The sequence below is a fragment of the Geodermatophilus sabuli genome (genome assembly GCF_900215145.1).
In the GTDB taxonomy this organism is placed as follows: Bacteria; Actinomycetota; Actinomycetes; order Mycobacteriales; family Geodermatophilaceae; genus Geodermatophilus; species Geodermatophilus sabuli.
On the sequence record NZ_OBDO01000006.1, the window covers coordinates 284,175 to 298,568 of the forward strand.

At 73.1% G+C, this 14,394-nt stretch carries 12 protein-coding genes; 8 read left to right on the top strand and 4 right to left on the bottom strand.

Going from position 1 to position 14,394, the window contains the following annotated elements:
- The first annotated feature begins 21 nt into the window (after positions 1 to 21).
- From CRP39_RS15555 to CRP39_RS15575, 5 genes are all read left to right on the top strand, one after another.
- Positions 22 to 300 carry an SHOCT domain-containing protein gene (locus CRP39_RS15555; protein ID WP_097207277.1) on the top strand — a complete coding sequence of 93 codons (279 nt, stop codon included), beginning with the start codon at positions 22 to 24 and terminating at the stop codon, positions 298 to 300.
- 46 nt (positions 301 to 346) lie between these two features.
- On the top strand, positions 347 to 865 hold the full coding sequence (locus CRP39_RS15560; RefSeq protein ID WP_097207278.1) for a DUF1269 domain-containing protein: 519 nt from the start codon (positions 347 to 349) through the stop codon (positions 863 to 865).
- A gap of 294 nt (positions 866 to 1,159) precedes the next feature.
- Positions 1,160 to 2,164 (top strand): polyphosphate kinase 2 family protein, encoded by a 1,005-nt coding sequence (locus CRP39_RS15565; RefSeq protein WP_097207279.1) that lies wholly within the window; start codon positions 1,160 to 1,162, stop codon positions 2,162 to 2,164.
- Entirely contained in the window at positions 2,161 to 2,385 is a 225-nt protein-coding gene (locus tag CRP39_RS15570; protein ID WP_097207280.1) for a hypothetical protein, read from the top strand. Before CRP39_RS15565 ends, CRP39_RS15570 begins: the two co-directional genes overlap by 4 nt.
- On the top strand, positions 2,382 to 5,189 hold the full coding sequence (locus CRP39_RS15575) for a cation-translocating P-type ATPase (protein WP_097207281.1): 2,808 nt from the start codon (positions 2,382 to 2,384) through the stop codon (positions 5,187 to 5,189). Before CRP39_RS15570 ends, CRP39_RS15575 begins: the two co-directional genes overlap by 4 nt.
- 54 nt (positions 5,190 to 5,243) lie before the next feature.
- Here the strand turns inward: CRP39_RS15575 and CRP39_RS15580 are convergent, their stop codons facing one another.
- Entirely contained in the window at positions 5,244 to 6,164 is a 921-nt protein-coding gene (locus tag CRP39_RS15580; RefSeq protein WP_097207282.1) for a YhjD/YihY/BrkB family envelope integrity protein, read from the bottom strand.
- 268 nt (positions 6,165 to 6,432) lie between these two features.
- Complete coding sequence (locus tag CRP39_RS15585; protein ID WP_097207283.1) at positions 6,433 to 8,280, bottom strand: glycoside hydrolase family 15 protein; 1,848 nt, start codon at positions 8,278 to 8,280, stop codon at positions 6,433 to 6,435.
- 237 nt (positions 8,281 to 8,517) lie between these two features.
- On the opposite strand from CRP39_RS15585, the gene CRP39_RS15590 reads away from it, so the two are divergent.
- Positions 8,518 to 9,198 carry a phosphatase PAP2 family protein gene (locus CRP39_RS15590; protein WP_097207284.1) on the top strand — a complete coding sequence of 227 codons (681 nt, stop codon included), beginning with the start codon at positions 8,518 to 8,520 and terminating at the stop codon, positions 9,196 to 9,198.
- Between the two features lie 36 nt (positions 9,199 to 9,234).
- Here CRP39_RS15590 and CRP39_RS15595 read toward each other — a convergent pair whose 3' ends face one another.
- Together CRP39_RS15595 and CRP39_RS15600 are read right to left on the bottom strand one after the other, a co-directional pair.
- Positions 9,235 to 9,726, bottom strand: coding sequence for a hypothetical protein (locus CRP39_RS15595; RefSeq protein ID WP_097207285.1), 492 nt, complete (start codon positions 9,724 to 9,726; stop codon positions 9,235 to 9,237).
- 63 nt (positions 9,727 to 9,789) lie between these two features.
- Positions 9,790 to 11,739, bottom strand: a complete 1,950-nt coding sequence (locus CRP39_RS15600; protein WP_097207286.1) for an alpha/beta-hydrolase family protein — start codon at positions 11,737 to 11,739, stop codon at positions 9,790 to 9,792.
- A 144-nt stretch (positions 11,740 to 11,883) separates the two neighbouring features.
- Here CRP39_RS15600 and CRP39_RS15605 point away from each other — a divergent pair, with 144 nt between their 5' ends.
- Together CRP39_RS15605 and CRP39_RS15610 are read left to right on the top strand one after the other, a co-directional pair.
- Positions 11,884 to 13,608, top strand: a complete 1,725-nt coding sequence (locus tag CRP39_RS15605; RefSeq protein WP_172442463.1) for an alpha/beta hydrolase — start codon at positions 11,884 to 11,886, stop codon at positions 13,606 to 13,608.
- 18 nt (positions 13,609 to 13,626) lie between these two features.
- Positions 13,627 to 14,343 (top strand): CPBP family intramembrane glutamic endopeptidase, encoded by a 717-nt coding sequence (locus tag CRP39_RS15610; RefSeq protein WP_097207287.1) that lies wholly within the window; start codon positions 13,627 to 13,629, stop codon positions 14,341 to 14,343.
- Positions 14,344 to 14,394: the final 51 nt, after the last annotated feature.

Below are 14,394 nucleotides of genomic sequence, written 5' to 3' on the forward strand. Positions count from 1 at the left end.
GACCAGAACAGAGGAGCCGACATGCCAGGACTGCTGCGTGGTGTGGCCCGCACCGCCGTCGTCGCGGGGACGGCGACCGCCGTGTCCAACCGCGTCTCCCGCCGCCAGGGCAACCGCTGGGCCGGCCAGCAACAGGCTCAGGCAGCGCCGGAACCGCAGTACGCCGAGCCGGCCGGACCGCCACGCACCGACACGAACACCAAGCTGGCCCAGCTGCGCGAGCTGGCCCAGCTCCGGGACTCCGGCGTCCTCGACTCCGCCGAGTTCGAGCTCCAGAAGAGCCAGATCCTCAACTCCTGACCCCGGACCACTCCGGTTCCGGTCGCGCACACCCGAGGAGAAGTCGATGGCCACCATGACCGTCTGGAAGTTCCCCACCGCCCACGGCGCAGACAGAGCCGAGGCGACGCTCAAGGACCTGCAGCGCAGGGAGCTGATCCAGATCCACGACGCGGCGATCGTGTCCTGGCCGGAGGGGGCGAAGAAGCCGAAGACGAGGCAGCTCCGCAACATGACCTCGGCCGGTGCTCTCGGCGGTGCGTTCTGGGGGATGCTGTTCGGCCTGATCTTCTTCGTCCCGCTGCTGGGCATGGCGATCGGCGCCGGGATGGGGGCCCTGACCGGCAGCATGGCCGACGTCGGCATCGACGACAGCTTCATCCGCCGGATGCGGGAGGAGATCCAGCCGGGGACCTCGGCCCTGTTCGTCCTCTCGTCGAACGCGGTGGTCGACAAGGTGAAGGAGGCGTTCGAGGGTCAGCAGATGATCCTGGTCGAGACGAACCTCAGCCACGAGCAGGAGGGCAAGCTGCGCGAGGTCTTCTCCGAGGAGGATGAGGAGCGGAGCGGAGCGACGACGGGCTGAGCGCGATCCCCGACCAGGGGCCTGGCTGCCCGGCAGCCGGGCCCCTGCAGTGTCCCCGGCCCGGCAGGCACTGGGTCCGCGGCCGCCCGGTCGCAGCCGTACCACCTCGACGTCGCGCACCACACGGCCAGCGAGCGCGTCGTGGTGGAACGCCTCTCCCGCGCGCCGGTCTGACGCCCCACCCCAGGGACCGCGGACCGGCGTCATCCGCCTGGGGGGATGACCCGCGGGCGGCCTCACGCCAGGTTGCCGGCATCACGGTCGCGGGACCACGCGCACGGTCGGAGGACGACGATGGCGGACGACAGAGCCCGGCGGATCGCAGACGCGATCACCCCCCTGCGGGTCGAGCCGGGGACGAAGGTGCGTCTCGGCAAGGACTTCGACCCCCGCTACAAGGCGAGCTTCGTCAAGAAGGCCGACGGTCTCGACCTCCTGCAGACCGGCGTCGGGCTGCTGGCCGAGTACCAGGCCCGTCTGGCCGCGCAGGACACCTACGGCGTGCTGGTGTGCCTGCAGTCGCTCGACGCCGGCGGCAAGGACGGGACCATCCGGCACGTGATGAGCGGGGTCAACCCGCAGGGCGTGCACGTGCACGGCTTCAAGGCACCCTCGAGCGAGGAGCTCGACCACGACTTCCTCTGGCGCTATGCCCGGAAGCTGCCGGCCCGCGGGGAGATCGGCATCTTCAACCGGTCGCAATACGAGGAGGTGCTGGTGGTCCGGGTGCACCCCGAGATCCTGGAGCGCCAGCAGCTGCCCCCGCAGGCGAGGGGTCACGACATCTGGGCGCGCCGCTACCAGCAGATCAACGACTGGGAGCGCTACCTGACCGACAACGGGTTCGTCGTCGTCAAGCTCTTCCTGAACCTGTCCAAGGAGGAGCAGCGGCGGCGCTTCCTGGCCCGCATCGACCTCGCCGAGAAGAACTGGAAGTTCTCTGCCAACGACGTGACCGAGCGCCGCTTCTGGGACGACTACCAGGCCGCCTTCTCCGAGATGCTGTCGGCCACGAGCACGAAGTGGGCGCCGTGGTACGTGATCCCGGCCGACCGGAAGTGGTTCGCCCGGATCTGCGTCTCCGCGGTCCTCGCGCACACGCTGATGCAGATCGACCCCCGGTACCCCGTCGTCAGTGACGAGGCCAAGGAGCGGCTGCGCGCCGCCCGGGTGGAGCTCGAGGCCGAGGCGGGGACCGGCGACCACCCCTCCCGCGGGAACGGGCACGGCCGGGGCGACGCTGCCCGCGGCCGGCGCGGGGCCCGCACCGTGCACGAGGTGGCGGTCCCGGCCGGGTGAGCCGCGTGATCCGCCCCGGGGATTCATCCACAGAGGGGGAGGACCCGCCGCACCTGCCCGGATGCAATGGCGAGGCCACTCTCCACCAGCGACAGGAGAGTCGGCAGGAGATCGTCGTCGCCCTCGGCGGCATCGGTTCGCTGGACCAGTTGTCCTCGATGCTCGCCGGCGACGGCGGGACCCGCACCTCGATGCACGCCGAGGGGATGGAGACCCGATGAGCGCTCCGACCAACCGGGTCTCGGCCCAGCCGACGATCCCCGTCCAGCGGACGGCGAGCGCGGGGGGACTCCCGCCGTACCTGTGTCCCGCCGAGCAGGTGGTGATCGACTACGGCGCGGACGTGCAGAGCGGGCTGACCCACCGGGAGGCCGCGCAGCGTCTGCAGGAGATCGGGCCGAACAGGCTCACCAGCGAGAAGCCGCCGTCGATCTGGGCGGTGGCGCTGTCGCAGTTGCGCGATCCGATGAACATCATGCTGATCGTGGTGGCGGTGGCCAGCCTGCTGATCAGCCAGGTGTCCACGGCGGTGCTGGTGGCCGCGCTGGTGCTGCTCAACGTGCTGCTCGGCACCCGGCAGGACATGAAGGCCCGGGCGAGTGTCGATGCCCTGTCCAAGCTGCAGGTGCCGCAGTCCCGGGTGCTGCGGGAGGGGCAGCTGGAGATGATCCCGGCCGAGGAGGTCGTGCCCGGGGACGTGGTGCGGCTGGAGGCCGGTGACATCGTGCCGGCCGACGGGCGGGTCGTCGCCGCGGCCACGCTGGAGACGCAGGAGGCGGCGCTGACCGGGGAGAGCGCCCCGATCAGCAAGGGCGCGGAGACGCTCGCCGGGCCCGATGTCGGGCTCGGTGACCGGGTGAACATGCTGTTCCAGAACACCTCGGTCACCCGCGGCACGGCGAGCATGGTCGTCACGGCGACCGGCATGCAGACCGAGATGGGCAAGATCGCCACGATGCTCACGTCGGTGGACCGGACCCGGTCGCCGCTGCAGAAGGAACTCGACGGCCTCACCCGGCTGCTCGGCATCGTCGCGTGGACGGCGGTGGCGCTGATCGTGGTCGTCGGCCTGGCCCGGGACCTGCCCATCGAGGACGTGCTGCTGCTGGGGACGGCCATGGCCATCTCGGCGATCCCGACCGGGCTGCCGACGTTCGTACAGGCGATGCTGTCCTTCGGGGCCCGGCAGCTGGCCGAGGCCAAGGCGGTGGTGAAGAACCTGACCGATGTGGAGACCCTCGGCGCGACCAGTGTGATCAACACCGACAAGACCGGCACGCTGACGCTGAACCAGATGATGGTGTCGACCCTGTACGTCGACGGTGCCTGGTTCACCGTGGACGGCGAGGGTTACCGGAAGTCCGGCGGGATCCGCGCGGTGGCCGGTAGCGAGCTCCCCGACTTCACCCGGCTGGCCTACGCGCTGGTGCTGGACAGTGACGCCACCGTCGGCGACGACGGTGCGGTGATCGGCGATCCGACCGAGGCGGCGCTGGTGGTGCTGGCCGCCAAGCTCGGGGTGGACGCCGATCAGACCCGGCGGGCCTATCCGCGGCTGGCGGAGGTGCCGTTCGACTCCGAGTACAAGTTCATGGCCACCTTCCACCGGGTGGAGATCGACGGCGCCCACTACGTGGTGGAGCTGGTCAAGGGCGCTCCCGACGTCGTGCTGGGCCGGTGCAGCACGGCCGGGGGGCCGTTCCGTTCGCCCGCGGTGCCGATCGGGCCGGAGCGCGACCGGATCGAGGCGGCCAACCGGCACATGGGCGAGCAGGGCCTCCGCGTGCTGGCCTTCGCCGCCCGGCTGGTGCGTGACGACGAGGTCGCCGTCCTGCAGGCCGATCCGATGGCGTTGACCACCGAGCTGGGTTTCGTGGGGATGGTGGGCATCATCGATCCGTTGCGGCCGTCGGCGAAGGCCGCCGTGGAGACCGCGCTGCGGGCCGGCATCGACGTCCGGATGATCACCGGTGACCACGCCGTCACCGCGCACGCCATCGGCTCGGAGCTCGGGCTGGGCGAGGGCGCGATCAGCGGCGCGGAGCTGCAGGCCCTGTCGGATGAGGAGCTGCGCCGCCGGCTGCCGAGGCTGCACGTGTTCGGCCGGGTCACCCCGGAGGACAAGCTGCGGCTGGCCCGCATCATGCAGGGCGAGGGCCAGATCGTCGCGATGACCGGGGACGCGGTCAACGACGCCGCCGCGCTCAAGCAGGCCGACATCGGGGTCGCGATGGGCAGCGGCAGCGAGGTCTCCAAGCAGGCGGCGCGGATGATCCTCACCGATGACAACTTCGGCACCCTGGTGCACGCCGTGGAGCTGGGCCGCAGCATCTACGGCAAGGTCGTCTCCTACATCCGCTACCAGATGACCCAGCTGCTGTCGCTGGTGCTGCTGTTCGTCACCGCGACGGTGTTCAACATCAACTCCGGCGTGGCGATGACCCCGCTCATGGTGCTGTTCCTCAACTTCTTCGTGGCCATCTTCCCGGTCGTGGTGATCCTGCTCGATCCGGCCGATCCCGAGATCATGGACCGGCCACCGCGGGACCCGAAGGTGGCGATCACCAACCTCCCGGCGGTCACCCGCTGGATCGTCTACGGCGCGGTGCTGTTCCTGGCGGGTCTGGTGCCGCTGGTCGCCGGCCCGGACCAGCCGAGCACCGACGTCGCGAGCGCGTCGATGACCATGTGCTACGTCGTCATCGGTCTGGGCACGATCTTCAGCGGCGTGGTCATGCGCCGCGATCCCACCTCGGGGCTGACCCCGCCGATCCTGACCGCGGTGAAGTGGTCGGTCATCCCCGCCGGGCTGCTGGTGCTCTCCACCGAGCTGGACTTCCTGCAGAACGGGTTGCTGGCCCAGTCACTGACCGGCCTGCAGTGGCTGGCCTGCATCGGCCTGGCCCTCGTGATGCCCATCGTCGTCGAGCTCGACAAGTGGGTGCACCGTCGCCGGCTGCACCCGCCGGCCCCGGTCCCGGTCGAGGTCGCCGTGACCCCGGCCCGGGCGACGGCGACCGCCTGAGGTCCTCCGCCCGCCGCTCCCGGGGAGCTGCGCGGCCGCCTCCCGCAGGAGGAGTCAGCCGCGCAGGGAGCGGACATCCCCGGATGGGAGCTCACCGCCCACCGGAGGGACGCCGTCGCCGGGCGCCTGCCCGTCGTTCCGCTGACCCAGACCGAGCCGGTCCCGCAGGCGTGTGGCCCAGAGGTCCTGGTCGCGGTCGAACTCGGCGGCCAGGATCGTGGTCGCGACGAAGATGAACGCGATGCACAGCAGCCACCCGATGAGCGCGAGCGTCACGCCGAACAGGCCGTAGCGCAGGCTGTAGGTGGACATCAGGCGAGGCATGTAGACCGTGGTGGCCAGCGCGTAGATCCCCGCGCAGGCGGCCGTCAGTGCCCCGGTCGGCATCAGCCGGCGCCAGGGGACCCGCCGGTCCAGCAGGAGCCACGGGACGGCCGTCCAGAGCAGCAGGCTGCCCAGGACGGAGATCGTCCCGCCCAGTGCCCAGCCGGCCGGTAGCGAACTGACCAGGGTACGGACCAGGAACAGCAGCCCGAGCTCCACCAGCAGGAAGGCCAGGGCGAGGGCGGCGTTGAGCGACCCCCTGACCCCGCGGCGCGGGGGGAGCCGCCAGGCGTCCTGGTACATCCGTTGCATCCGCCGGGTCAGCGAGACGCCGGAGAAGACGAGGAGCACCACGCTGAACACGCCGGTCGAGGTGGGAGAGGGCTGTGCGAACAGTTCGCGCACCGCGTCTGCGGCGGAACCCTCCAGGTGGAACTTGCGGACGAGCAGGTCGGACACCAGGTCGCGGTGGTCGGCCGCCGCCAGCCCGGAGACCAGGAGGACCAGCGGGATCAGGGCAGTGAAGGCCTGCGCGGCGATGGCGGTCGCGCGGTCGATCCCCTGGAGGGCCAGGAAGGAACCGACGGAGCGGCCCAGCAACGTCGTCTCCAGCCGGCGCCCGGCCGTCCGGAGGCCATGACCTGTCTGCATCCCGGCTCCCTCGTCGACGCTGGACCACGACCGCCTCCCACGCCGCAGCCCGACCGTAGGAGCCCACCGGTACTGACCGGCGTCCCCCCGCGGGGATGACCCGACCCGGCCGGTTCCCGGTTGCGCCGTTCCTCCGGTCGGGCGTCCGTACGCGGTGACCGCGCGGCGCGACGGGCGCCCACCGGCGCCCGTCGACCTCCCGGATCGCGGCGGAGGTGTCCGTCACGATCCGGGACGTCGCCCGCCCCCCGGGCGAGGGCCGGACCGGTCAGCGGGGGCTGCGCCCGTCGAGAGCCGCATCGAGGGTCACCGCGGCGTCGATGAGCGCCAGGTGGGTGAAGGCCTGCGGGAAGTTGCCGATCTGCTCGCCGGTGAGGGCGATCTCCTCGGAGTACAGACCGACGTGGTTGCCGTAGGTCAGCATCTTCTCGAAGGCGGTCCGGGCCTCGTTCAGCCGCCCGGCGCGAGTCAGTGCGTCCACGTACGCGAAGGTGCAGAGGGAGAACGTGCCCTCCGAGCCGCGCAGCCCGTCCGGCGAGGCATCGGGGTCGTAGCGGTAGACGAGGCTGTCGGTGACCAGCTCGTCGTCCATCGCCGTGAGAGTCGACAGCCACAGCGGGTCCCGACCGTCGACGAAGCCGACGGTCGGCATGCGCAGCAGGGACGAGTCGAGCACGTCGGTGTTGTAGTGCTGCACGAACGCCCTGCGCGTCGGGTGGAAGCCCCGCTCCATGACCTGCTGGTAGATCCGGTCCCGCTCGGCGCGCCAGCGGTCCACCGACGCCGGCCGGCCGTGCTCCAGGGCCATCCGGATCCCGCGGTCGAAGGCCACCCAGCACATCACCCGTCCGTAGGTGAACGGCTCGCGCCCGCCGCGGGTCTCCCAGATGCCCTCCTCGGGCTGGTCCCAGTTCTCGGCGAGCCAGTCCAGCACCCGGCTGGTCGCCGTCCAGCCCTGGTGGGGCAGTGGCAGCCCTGCCCGCACGCCGGCGTAGACGCTGTCGAGTGCCTCGCCGTAGATGTCCAGTTGGAGTTGCTCGGCCGCGCCGTTGCCGATGCGGACCGGTGCCGAGCCCCGGTACCCGCGCCAGTGGTCGAGCACGTCCTCCTTGAGGTCCGAGGAACCGTCGATCCGGTACATGATGTTCAGCGGTCCGCTGTCGCTGGCGAGCCGCTCGCGGATCCGGTCTCCCAGCCAGGTCCCGAAGCGGGCCGCCTCGTCGGTCATCCCGAGCTTCAGCAGCGCGTGCACCGAGAACGAGGCGTCGCGCACCCACGTGTACCGGTAGTCCCAGTTGCGCTCGCCGCCGATCTGCTCGGGCAGGGCGGCGGTCGGTGCGGCGACGATGCCGCCGGAGGGCGCGTAGGTCATCAGCTTCAGCGTGATGGCCGAGCGGTTCACGTCCTCCCGCCACCGCCCGGTGTAGGTCGACCGGGCCACCCAGGAGCGCCAGTAGGCGATGGTCTCGTCGAGGAGGGCCTGCACCTCCCTGAGGCGGACCTCACGCGGCGGTCCGTCGGCGTCGGACTCGAGGACCACCCCGCGCGTCTGACCCGCGACCAGGCTGAGGGTGCCGAGCAGGTTGCTGTCCTCGGCCCGCACGTCGGCGAGCCGCTCGTCCTCGGGCTCCCGGACGATGTGCAGCGTGAGCCGTTGGCTGCCCGCCACGAACGCGACGCCGTTGTCGGTGACCTCGAGACGGTGCGGGTGCCGGCCGTAGTCGAAGCGCGGCGCGACGTCGACCTCGAAGGTCATCCGGCCCCGCACGCACTGCACGATCCGTACGATCCGGTGCCGGTCGGTCGCGGTGTCCCCGGCAGGGGGCATGAAGTCGACGACCTGGCCGAGGCCGGCTTCGGAGAAGAACCGGGTGACCAGGACGGCGGTGTCCGGGAGGTACATCTGCTTGCACGTGTACGAGGTCCCCGCGGGGTGGATGCGGAAGTGCCCACCGACCTCGTCGTCGAGCAGCGCACCGAAGACGGCGGGGGAGTCGAACCGCGGCCAGCAGAACCAGTCGATCGATCCGTCCGTCGTGACGAGCGCGGCGGTCTGGAGGTCGCCGATGATGCCGTGCTCGGAGATCGCGGTCTCACGTGTGACGGTCTCGGTCATGCCGGCGACCGTGCTTCAGGCCGGCGATGGGGGCCTCATCCCGTCGGGGTGAGCTGCAGGCTCCCGGTCTGCCAGGGACGTCGTCCGCCTCGCCGGTCCCGACGACGTGACCGGGGTCGCCGCCCGATCACCCGACCGGGATGAGTCCCGGCCGGTCCACGACGGACGATCGTCCCTGCACACTCGCTGACGCACCGCTCGTCGCGCGCCGTCGGCGACCTCGCCCGAGGAGGGCACATGGACACGGCACCTCCGCGGACCCCGCCCTCCGAGGAACGGCTGGCCGAGCGACTGGCGGCCGGGCCGCCGGCCGCCCGGGCACCCAGGCGGGCGACGGCGGTGCGCCTGCTCCGGGACCTCGGGCGGATCGACCGTGCCGTCTACCGGGCGGTGGCCGGGACGCCCGCGCCCGTCCTCGACCGCCCGGTGCGCCGGCTGTCCCGGTTCGCGGACCGGTCCCGGCTGTGGATGGCGGTCGCCGGGGTGATGGCCGCCACGGGCGGTCGTGCCGGTCGGCGGGCCGCCGGGGTCGGTCTGGCGGCCGTCGCCGTGGACTCCGCCGTCGTCAACATCGGCTTCAAGGTCGCCGCCCGCCGTCGGCGGCCCGACCGCGACCTCGCCGGCGTCCCCGAGGTCCGGTGGGTGCCGATGCCGCACTCGGCGTCCTTCCCGTCCGGCCACACCGCCTCCGGCTTCGCGTTCGCCGCCGCGGTCGCCCGGGTCCTGCCCGTCGCGGCCGCACCCCTGCGCACGCTGGCAGCTGTGGTCGGTTACTCGCGGATCCACACGGGGGTGCACTACCCGGGCGACGTGGTCATCGGGGCGATGATCGGAGCCGCCGTGGGCGAGGCCGTCGGCTGGGGGCTGTGGCGGGCCGACGTCGTCCCGCGGTTCAGCTGGCAGCGCAGCGCGCCGTGAGGTCGGCGAGCTCCGGCCCACCGGAGTGGCCCCGGGTCAGTGGACCAGCGCCTTCAGCGCGATCAGCCCGGCCCCGATGAGGGCCACGAGCGCGCCCTTGAGCAGGGCGTGGTGGGTCGCCGCGCCGGCGAACCGGGCCGCCCAGTACCCGTAGAAGCCGATCAGGCCCAGGCCCGTCCACTTGGCGATGGTGAACGCGGTGTCGACCTCGAACAACCCGAGCGCGGAGAGCAGGAAGAACACGGCGGGGAAGGCGACGCCGAAGCCGACCGCCACGGCGTCCTCCGCCATGTGCCCGAACTGGGGACGGCTGACCGGCTGCCGGGTGCTCGTCTCGACGCCGACGACCTCGCTGTAGACCTCGGCCAGCCCGACGGCCAGGGCCGTCCCGAGCAGCCACACGGCCATGACCCACGGCGCCGGCGGGTGCTTCTCCAGCGTCACGACCAGGGCCAGGCCGATGATCGAGCCGTAGACCACCTTGCCGACCTGCCGGGACCCGAGGTGCGCTTCGAGACTCGCCCGCATGGCGGCAGGGTCGCCCCGTACGGGCCCCGCACGCACCGTCCGGTGCGGAGGATGTGCCGCCGGTCAGCCGACGGCTCCGGGAACGACGGCGAACAGCCGCTCCCGGACGCTCTCGCGGGCTTGGAGGGTCTCCTCGATCCGGACGAGCTGTTCCGGGGACGCGGCCAGCCCGAACACGCTGTCGAGGAAGCGGGGCAGGTCCGCGCGGTAGTCGTGCTGCGTCGCCCCGAAGGCACCGGACGACGTCTGCGCGTTCTTCATGTCCATGAGGCCCTGGAAGAACGAGGTCACCGGCCGCCACCGCATGGCCGGGGGGATGCCACGGGGGCTCCCCACCGCGACCGGCTCCGGGCGTGGCCGGGAGGGACCGAGCCAGTCCGGGGGGTACCAGAGCAGGTCCGGGCCGAACTTCGTCACGCCGTCGTTGTCGTGGCTCAGCAGGACGAACCGCGGCAGGGAGCCGCGCTGCTCGGCGAGGGCGGTGAGCTGGTCGTGGTCGTTGACGACGGCGACGGCGTCGGCGTCCACGTCCAGGCGGTCGCCGCGGGTGACCTGGCGCATCCACCCGCTCCCGTACGGCGTCCCGATCCACAGCGCCCGGTCGATGCCCATGGCGTCGAGACCCAGCGTTCCCCAGTGCAGGAACACGTCCTGGCTGGTGTGCGCGCCGAGGCTCTCGCCGAACAGGACGACGCGCGGGCGGGGGCCGGGACGCTCGCGGAGGCGCTGGAGGACCCGCAGACACAGCAGCCGGTTCTGCTCCCGGGCCCTGGACACCAAGCCGAGGGACAGCGGCGACGGGCGGCGCGAGTACTGCAGGGTCACCGTGGCGACGTCGCCGAGCGCGAGGTACTGCAGCGCCGCGGTGGCGACGTAGTTGACGTAGCCGGTTCCGGTCGGCGAGACCAGGACGACCAGGGACCGGTCGAGAGCGCCGGTCCGCTCCAGCTCCGCCATGGCGAGGTCCACCCGTGCGCGCGGGGTCGGCGCGTTGTCGAGCCCGACGTACACCTGCACCGGGGCGGCGCGCGCCGGCGTGCCCATGACGGTCTCGATGGACAGGTCCGGCACGCCGGCCGGGGGGTCGGGCAGCGGCCGCGGGCGGACCGATGCGAGGGCGTGCAGCCGACCGTCGCGGCCCATCCCCGCCCAGGACACGTGGCTGCCGGGGCCGCCGCTGACCGTCGAGGCGACCCACCGGTCGGCCTCGCCCGGCTCGATCACCGGCACGTCGGTCGACGTCCTCGCCTCGATGCGCCGCATCGCACGCTGCCAGAGCGAGGTGGCGCCGAGCCCCAGGCCGGCGAGGAAGCCGGCGTGGCCGGCCAGTCGCCACACCTCGGGCGGCCCGGGCAGCTCCGCGGCCAGCCGGCGGGCGACGAGGTCGGTGAGGGCGTGCTCGCCGTAGGCGGCGCCGGCGAGGGACCCGACGACCCCCGACGCGACGGCCAGGGAGGACAGCGGCGACGGAGCCCGGGTCCCGCCGGTGTCCTCGGCGTGCTCGCCCGCGCGGAGCCGGTCGAGCACGAAGGCGACGCCCAGGCCGACGGGGACGGCCAGCGGGACGGCGGCCAGGCGCCCACCGAGCCGCAGGCGGTCGTCGAGCGCGCGGGTGCCGAACTGGGCGCCGCCGAGCAGCGCGCCACTCAGCCCGGCGGCACCGAGTCGCCAGGCGGCCTGGCGAACGGCTCCCCGGAGCGGGTCGTCGGCCCGCGGCGGCAGGGCCCGGAGCACGGCCAGCCCGGCGGGCGCCGCCAGGCAGTCGAGCGCCATCGTGGCGGCGCGCGATGCGGCCGGGGACCGCTCCCCACCGATGAGGACCCGGGCGGTGGCCACCAGCGCGTCCTGCGCCCCGACCGACAGCAGGAAGTGCAACCCCGTGGCCAGCCCGGTCACCAGGCCCTGGTCGACGGGGCTGCGAGGCGAGAGCGAGGGCGCGAACGTGCCCGGAGCCGTCGCCGCGGCGACCACCAGCCCGACGTCCGGCGGGGAGCCCGGCCCCGGCAGCGCCACTGTCGACCGTCGTCCTGATCCCATCCTGGCCCGCCGCATGCCGGGATGGTGCTCGCGGACCGCCGCCCGCGGCTCATCCTCCTGGTGCGAGTCGTTCCGCGCGGGCCGTCCGTAGCGTCGACGCTCCCACGAGCGGAGCGCGCCATGACGACCCAGCCGGCGACGAGGCCCCCCGACGGCCACACCGACGTCGTGCCCCCGTCGGTACCGGCAGGGGACGGGCGGCAGCGTGCACCGGCGTGGACACGGTGGTTGCCGCGCTACCCGTGGAGCGGGACGGTCGGCGCCCTGCTGCTCGGCTGCAGTTCCCTCACCCCGTCCCTGCTGCCCCGGGGCTGGCTGCTGCAGGGGATCCTCGCCGGGATCACCGCGGCGATCGGGTACGGCCTGGGTGCCGCGGTGGCCTGGTTCGTCGCGGAGGTCACCGACCGCCGGCTCTCCGCCGGGTCACGCCGCCTCGCCTGGCGGGTGCTGGCGGTCGCCGGGCCGGCGCTGGTCCTGATCGCGGTGGGCTTCGGCCTGTACTGGCAGCAGCAGATCCACCGGCTCATGGGCCTCGACCCGCCGGAGGAGTTCTCCGCCGTCGGGATCGTGGTCGTGGCGGTGCTGGTGTTCGCGGGACTGGTCGCGATCGCCCGCGGCGTCCGGTGGGCGGCCCGCTGGCTGGTCCGGACGCTGGGCCGCGTGCTGCCGGGCCGGGTCGCCCGCCCGCTCGGCGTCGTCGCGGTCGTCGTCCTGCTGGTCTTCCTGCTCAACGGCGTCCTCTTCCAGGGGCTGGTCGAGGCCATGAACTCCACGTTCAGCGTCAAGGACGACGGCACGGAGGAGGGCGCCGTCCGTCCCACGATCCCTGAGCGGTCGGGGAGTCCCGGGTCCCTGGTGCCGTGGGAGGACCTGGGTCTCCAGGGACGCAACTTCGTCGGTACCGGCCCGACGCCGGAGGAGCTCACCGCCTTCTCCGGCCGCCCGGCGAGCCAGCCGGTCCGCGCCTACGTCGGCCTGGCGTCCGCGGCGGACGTGCGCGACCGCGCGGCCCTGGCCGTCGCCGACCTCGAGCGCGCGGGTGGCTTCGACCGGGAGGTGCTGGTCGTGGTCACCACCACCGGGACCGGGTGGGTCGACCCCGCTGCGAGCGGCGCGCTGGAGTACGCGCTCAACGGCGACAGCGCGATGGTGGCGATGCAGTACTCCTACCTGCCCAGCTGGCTGTCCTTCCTCGTCGACCAGGTCAAGGCCCGGGACGCCGGACGGGCGCTGTTCGACGCCGTGTACGGAGCCTGGGCGCAGCTGCCCGTGGACGACCGGCCGGAGCTGTACGTGTTCGGGGAGAGCCTCGGGACCTTCGGCGGGGAGGCCGCCTTCAGCGGCCTGGCCGACATCGAGAACCGCACCGCCGGGGTGGTGTGGGCGGGGCCGCCGAACTTCAACGAGCTGTGGCGCGGCCTGGTGGCCGACCGGGATGCCGGCACGCCGGAGTGGCTCCCGGTGTACGAGGAGGGCCGGACCGCGCGGTTCGCCGACGAGGCGCCCGATCTCGCCGGACCGCCGGCCCCGTGGGAGGCGCCCCGGGTGGTCTACCTGCAGAACGCCTCCGACCCGATCGTGTGGTGGTCCCCGCGGCTGCTCCTGAACCGACCCGACTGGCTCGAGGGCGCCCGCGGGCCGGACGTGTCGCCCGACATGGCCTGGCTGCCGTTCGTCACCTTCTGGCAGGTCACCGCCGACCTGGTGTTCTCGACCGGGGTGCCCGACGGGCACGGCCACAAGTACGAGGCCGACTACGCGAACGCGTGGGCGGAGGTGACGCAGCCGCCCGGCTGGACCGACGCCGACACCGACCGGCTGCGGCAGCTGGTCGGGGGAGGCTGACGTGGCCCGGTCGCCGGCGTGACGACGTCGGCCGCCCGCCGCAGGCACCACCGGCTGGTCTCCGGTGGCGTCGTCGTCGCGCTCGCCGCCGTCAACGTCGTCGACCACGGGCTGCACCCGCCCTGGTGGGTGCGCGGGCTGGAGGGTGTCGCACTCCTCGCCTGGGCACGCTGGGAGGGGCTGACCTGGTCGCAGCTCGGCCTCGGCCGGGACCGGTTGCGGGCCGGCTGCCGCTGGGGACTCGGCGCGATCGCCGTCGCGGCGGGCGTCTACGTGATCGGCCTGCTCCTGCCCGTCACCCGGCCGGCGTTCCAGGACGTGCGCTACGACCTGCCCGTCCCGGGGGCGCTGCACAAGGCGTTCGTCGTCATCCCGCTCGGCACCGTGGCGCTGGAGGAGCTCGCCTTCCGGTCGGTCCTCTGGGGAGTGCTCGCGCGGCACCTGCGGCAGTGGCAGGTCCTGGTCACGACCTCGGTGCTCTTCGGGTTGTGGCACATCATCCCGTCGGTGGACCTGGGCGAGACCAACCGCGGCGTGTCCGACGCGGTCGGCGGCGCCGGCAGCGCCGTCGTCGTCGCGGGGACCGTCGCGTTCACCGCGATCGGGGGGCTGGTCTTCGGCGAGCTGCGCCGGCGCAGCGGCAGCGTGCTCGCCAGCGCCGCTGCGCACTGGGCGACGAACGCGCTCGGCGTGCTGTTCGGGGTGGTGGCCTGGCGCCTGGACCGGCAGGGCTGACCGGGCGCCGTCATCCGGCACGGATGAGGTCCGCCGCCCGGGTCGCCCGCG

Coding starts and splice junctions, on each gene's coding strand:
- CRP39_RS15585 (WP_097207283.1), bottom strand. CDS start 8,280: ATGACCGAGACCGTCACACGTGAGACCGCGATCTCCGAGCACGGCATC.
- CRP39_RS15560 (WP_097207278.1), top strand. CDS start 347: ATGGCCACCATGACCGTCTGGAAGTTCCCCACCGCCCACGGCGCAGAC.
- CRP39_RS15565 (WP_097207279.1), top strand. CDS start 1,160: ATGGCGGACGACAGAGCCCGGCGGATCGCAGACGCGATCACCCCCCTG.
- CRP39_RS15590 (WP_097207284.1), top strand. CDS start 8,518: ATGGACACGGCACCTCCGCGGACCCCGCCCTCCGAGGAACGGCTGGCC.
- CRP39_RS15575 (WP_097207281.1), top strand. CDS start 2,382: ATGAGCGCTCCGACCAACCGGGTCTCGGCCCAGCCGACGATCCCCGTC.
- CRP39_RS15580 (WP_097207282.1), bottom strand. CDS start 6,164: ATGCAGACAGGTCATGGCCTCCGGACGGCCGGGCGCCGGCTGGAGACG.
- CRP39_RS15595 (WP_097207285.1), bottom strand. CDS start 9,726: ATGCGGGCGAGTCTCGAAGCGCACCTCGGGTCCCGGCAGGTCGGCAAG.
- CRP39_RS15605 (WP_172442463.1), top strand. CDS start 11,884: ATGACGACCCAGCCGGCGACGAGGCCCCCCGACGGCCACACCGACGTC.
- CRP39_RS15555 (WP_097207277.1), top strand. CDS start 22: ATGCCAGGACTGCTGCGTGGTGTGGCCCGCACCGCCGTCGTCGCGGGG.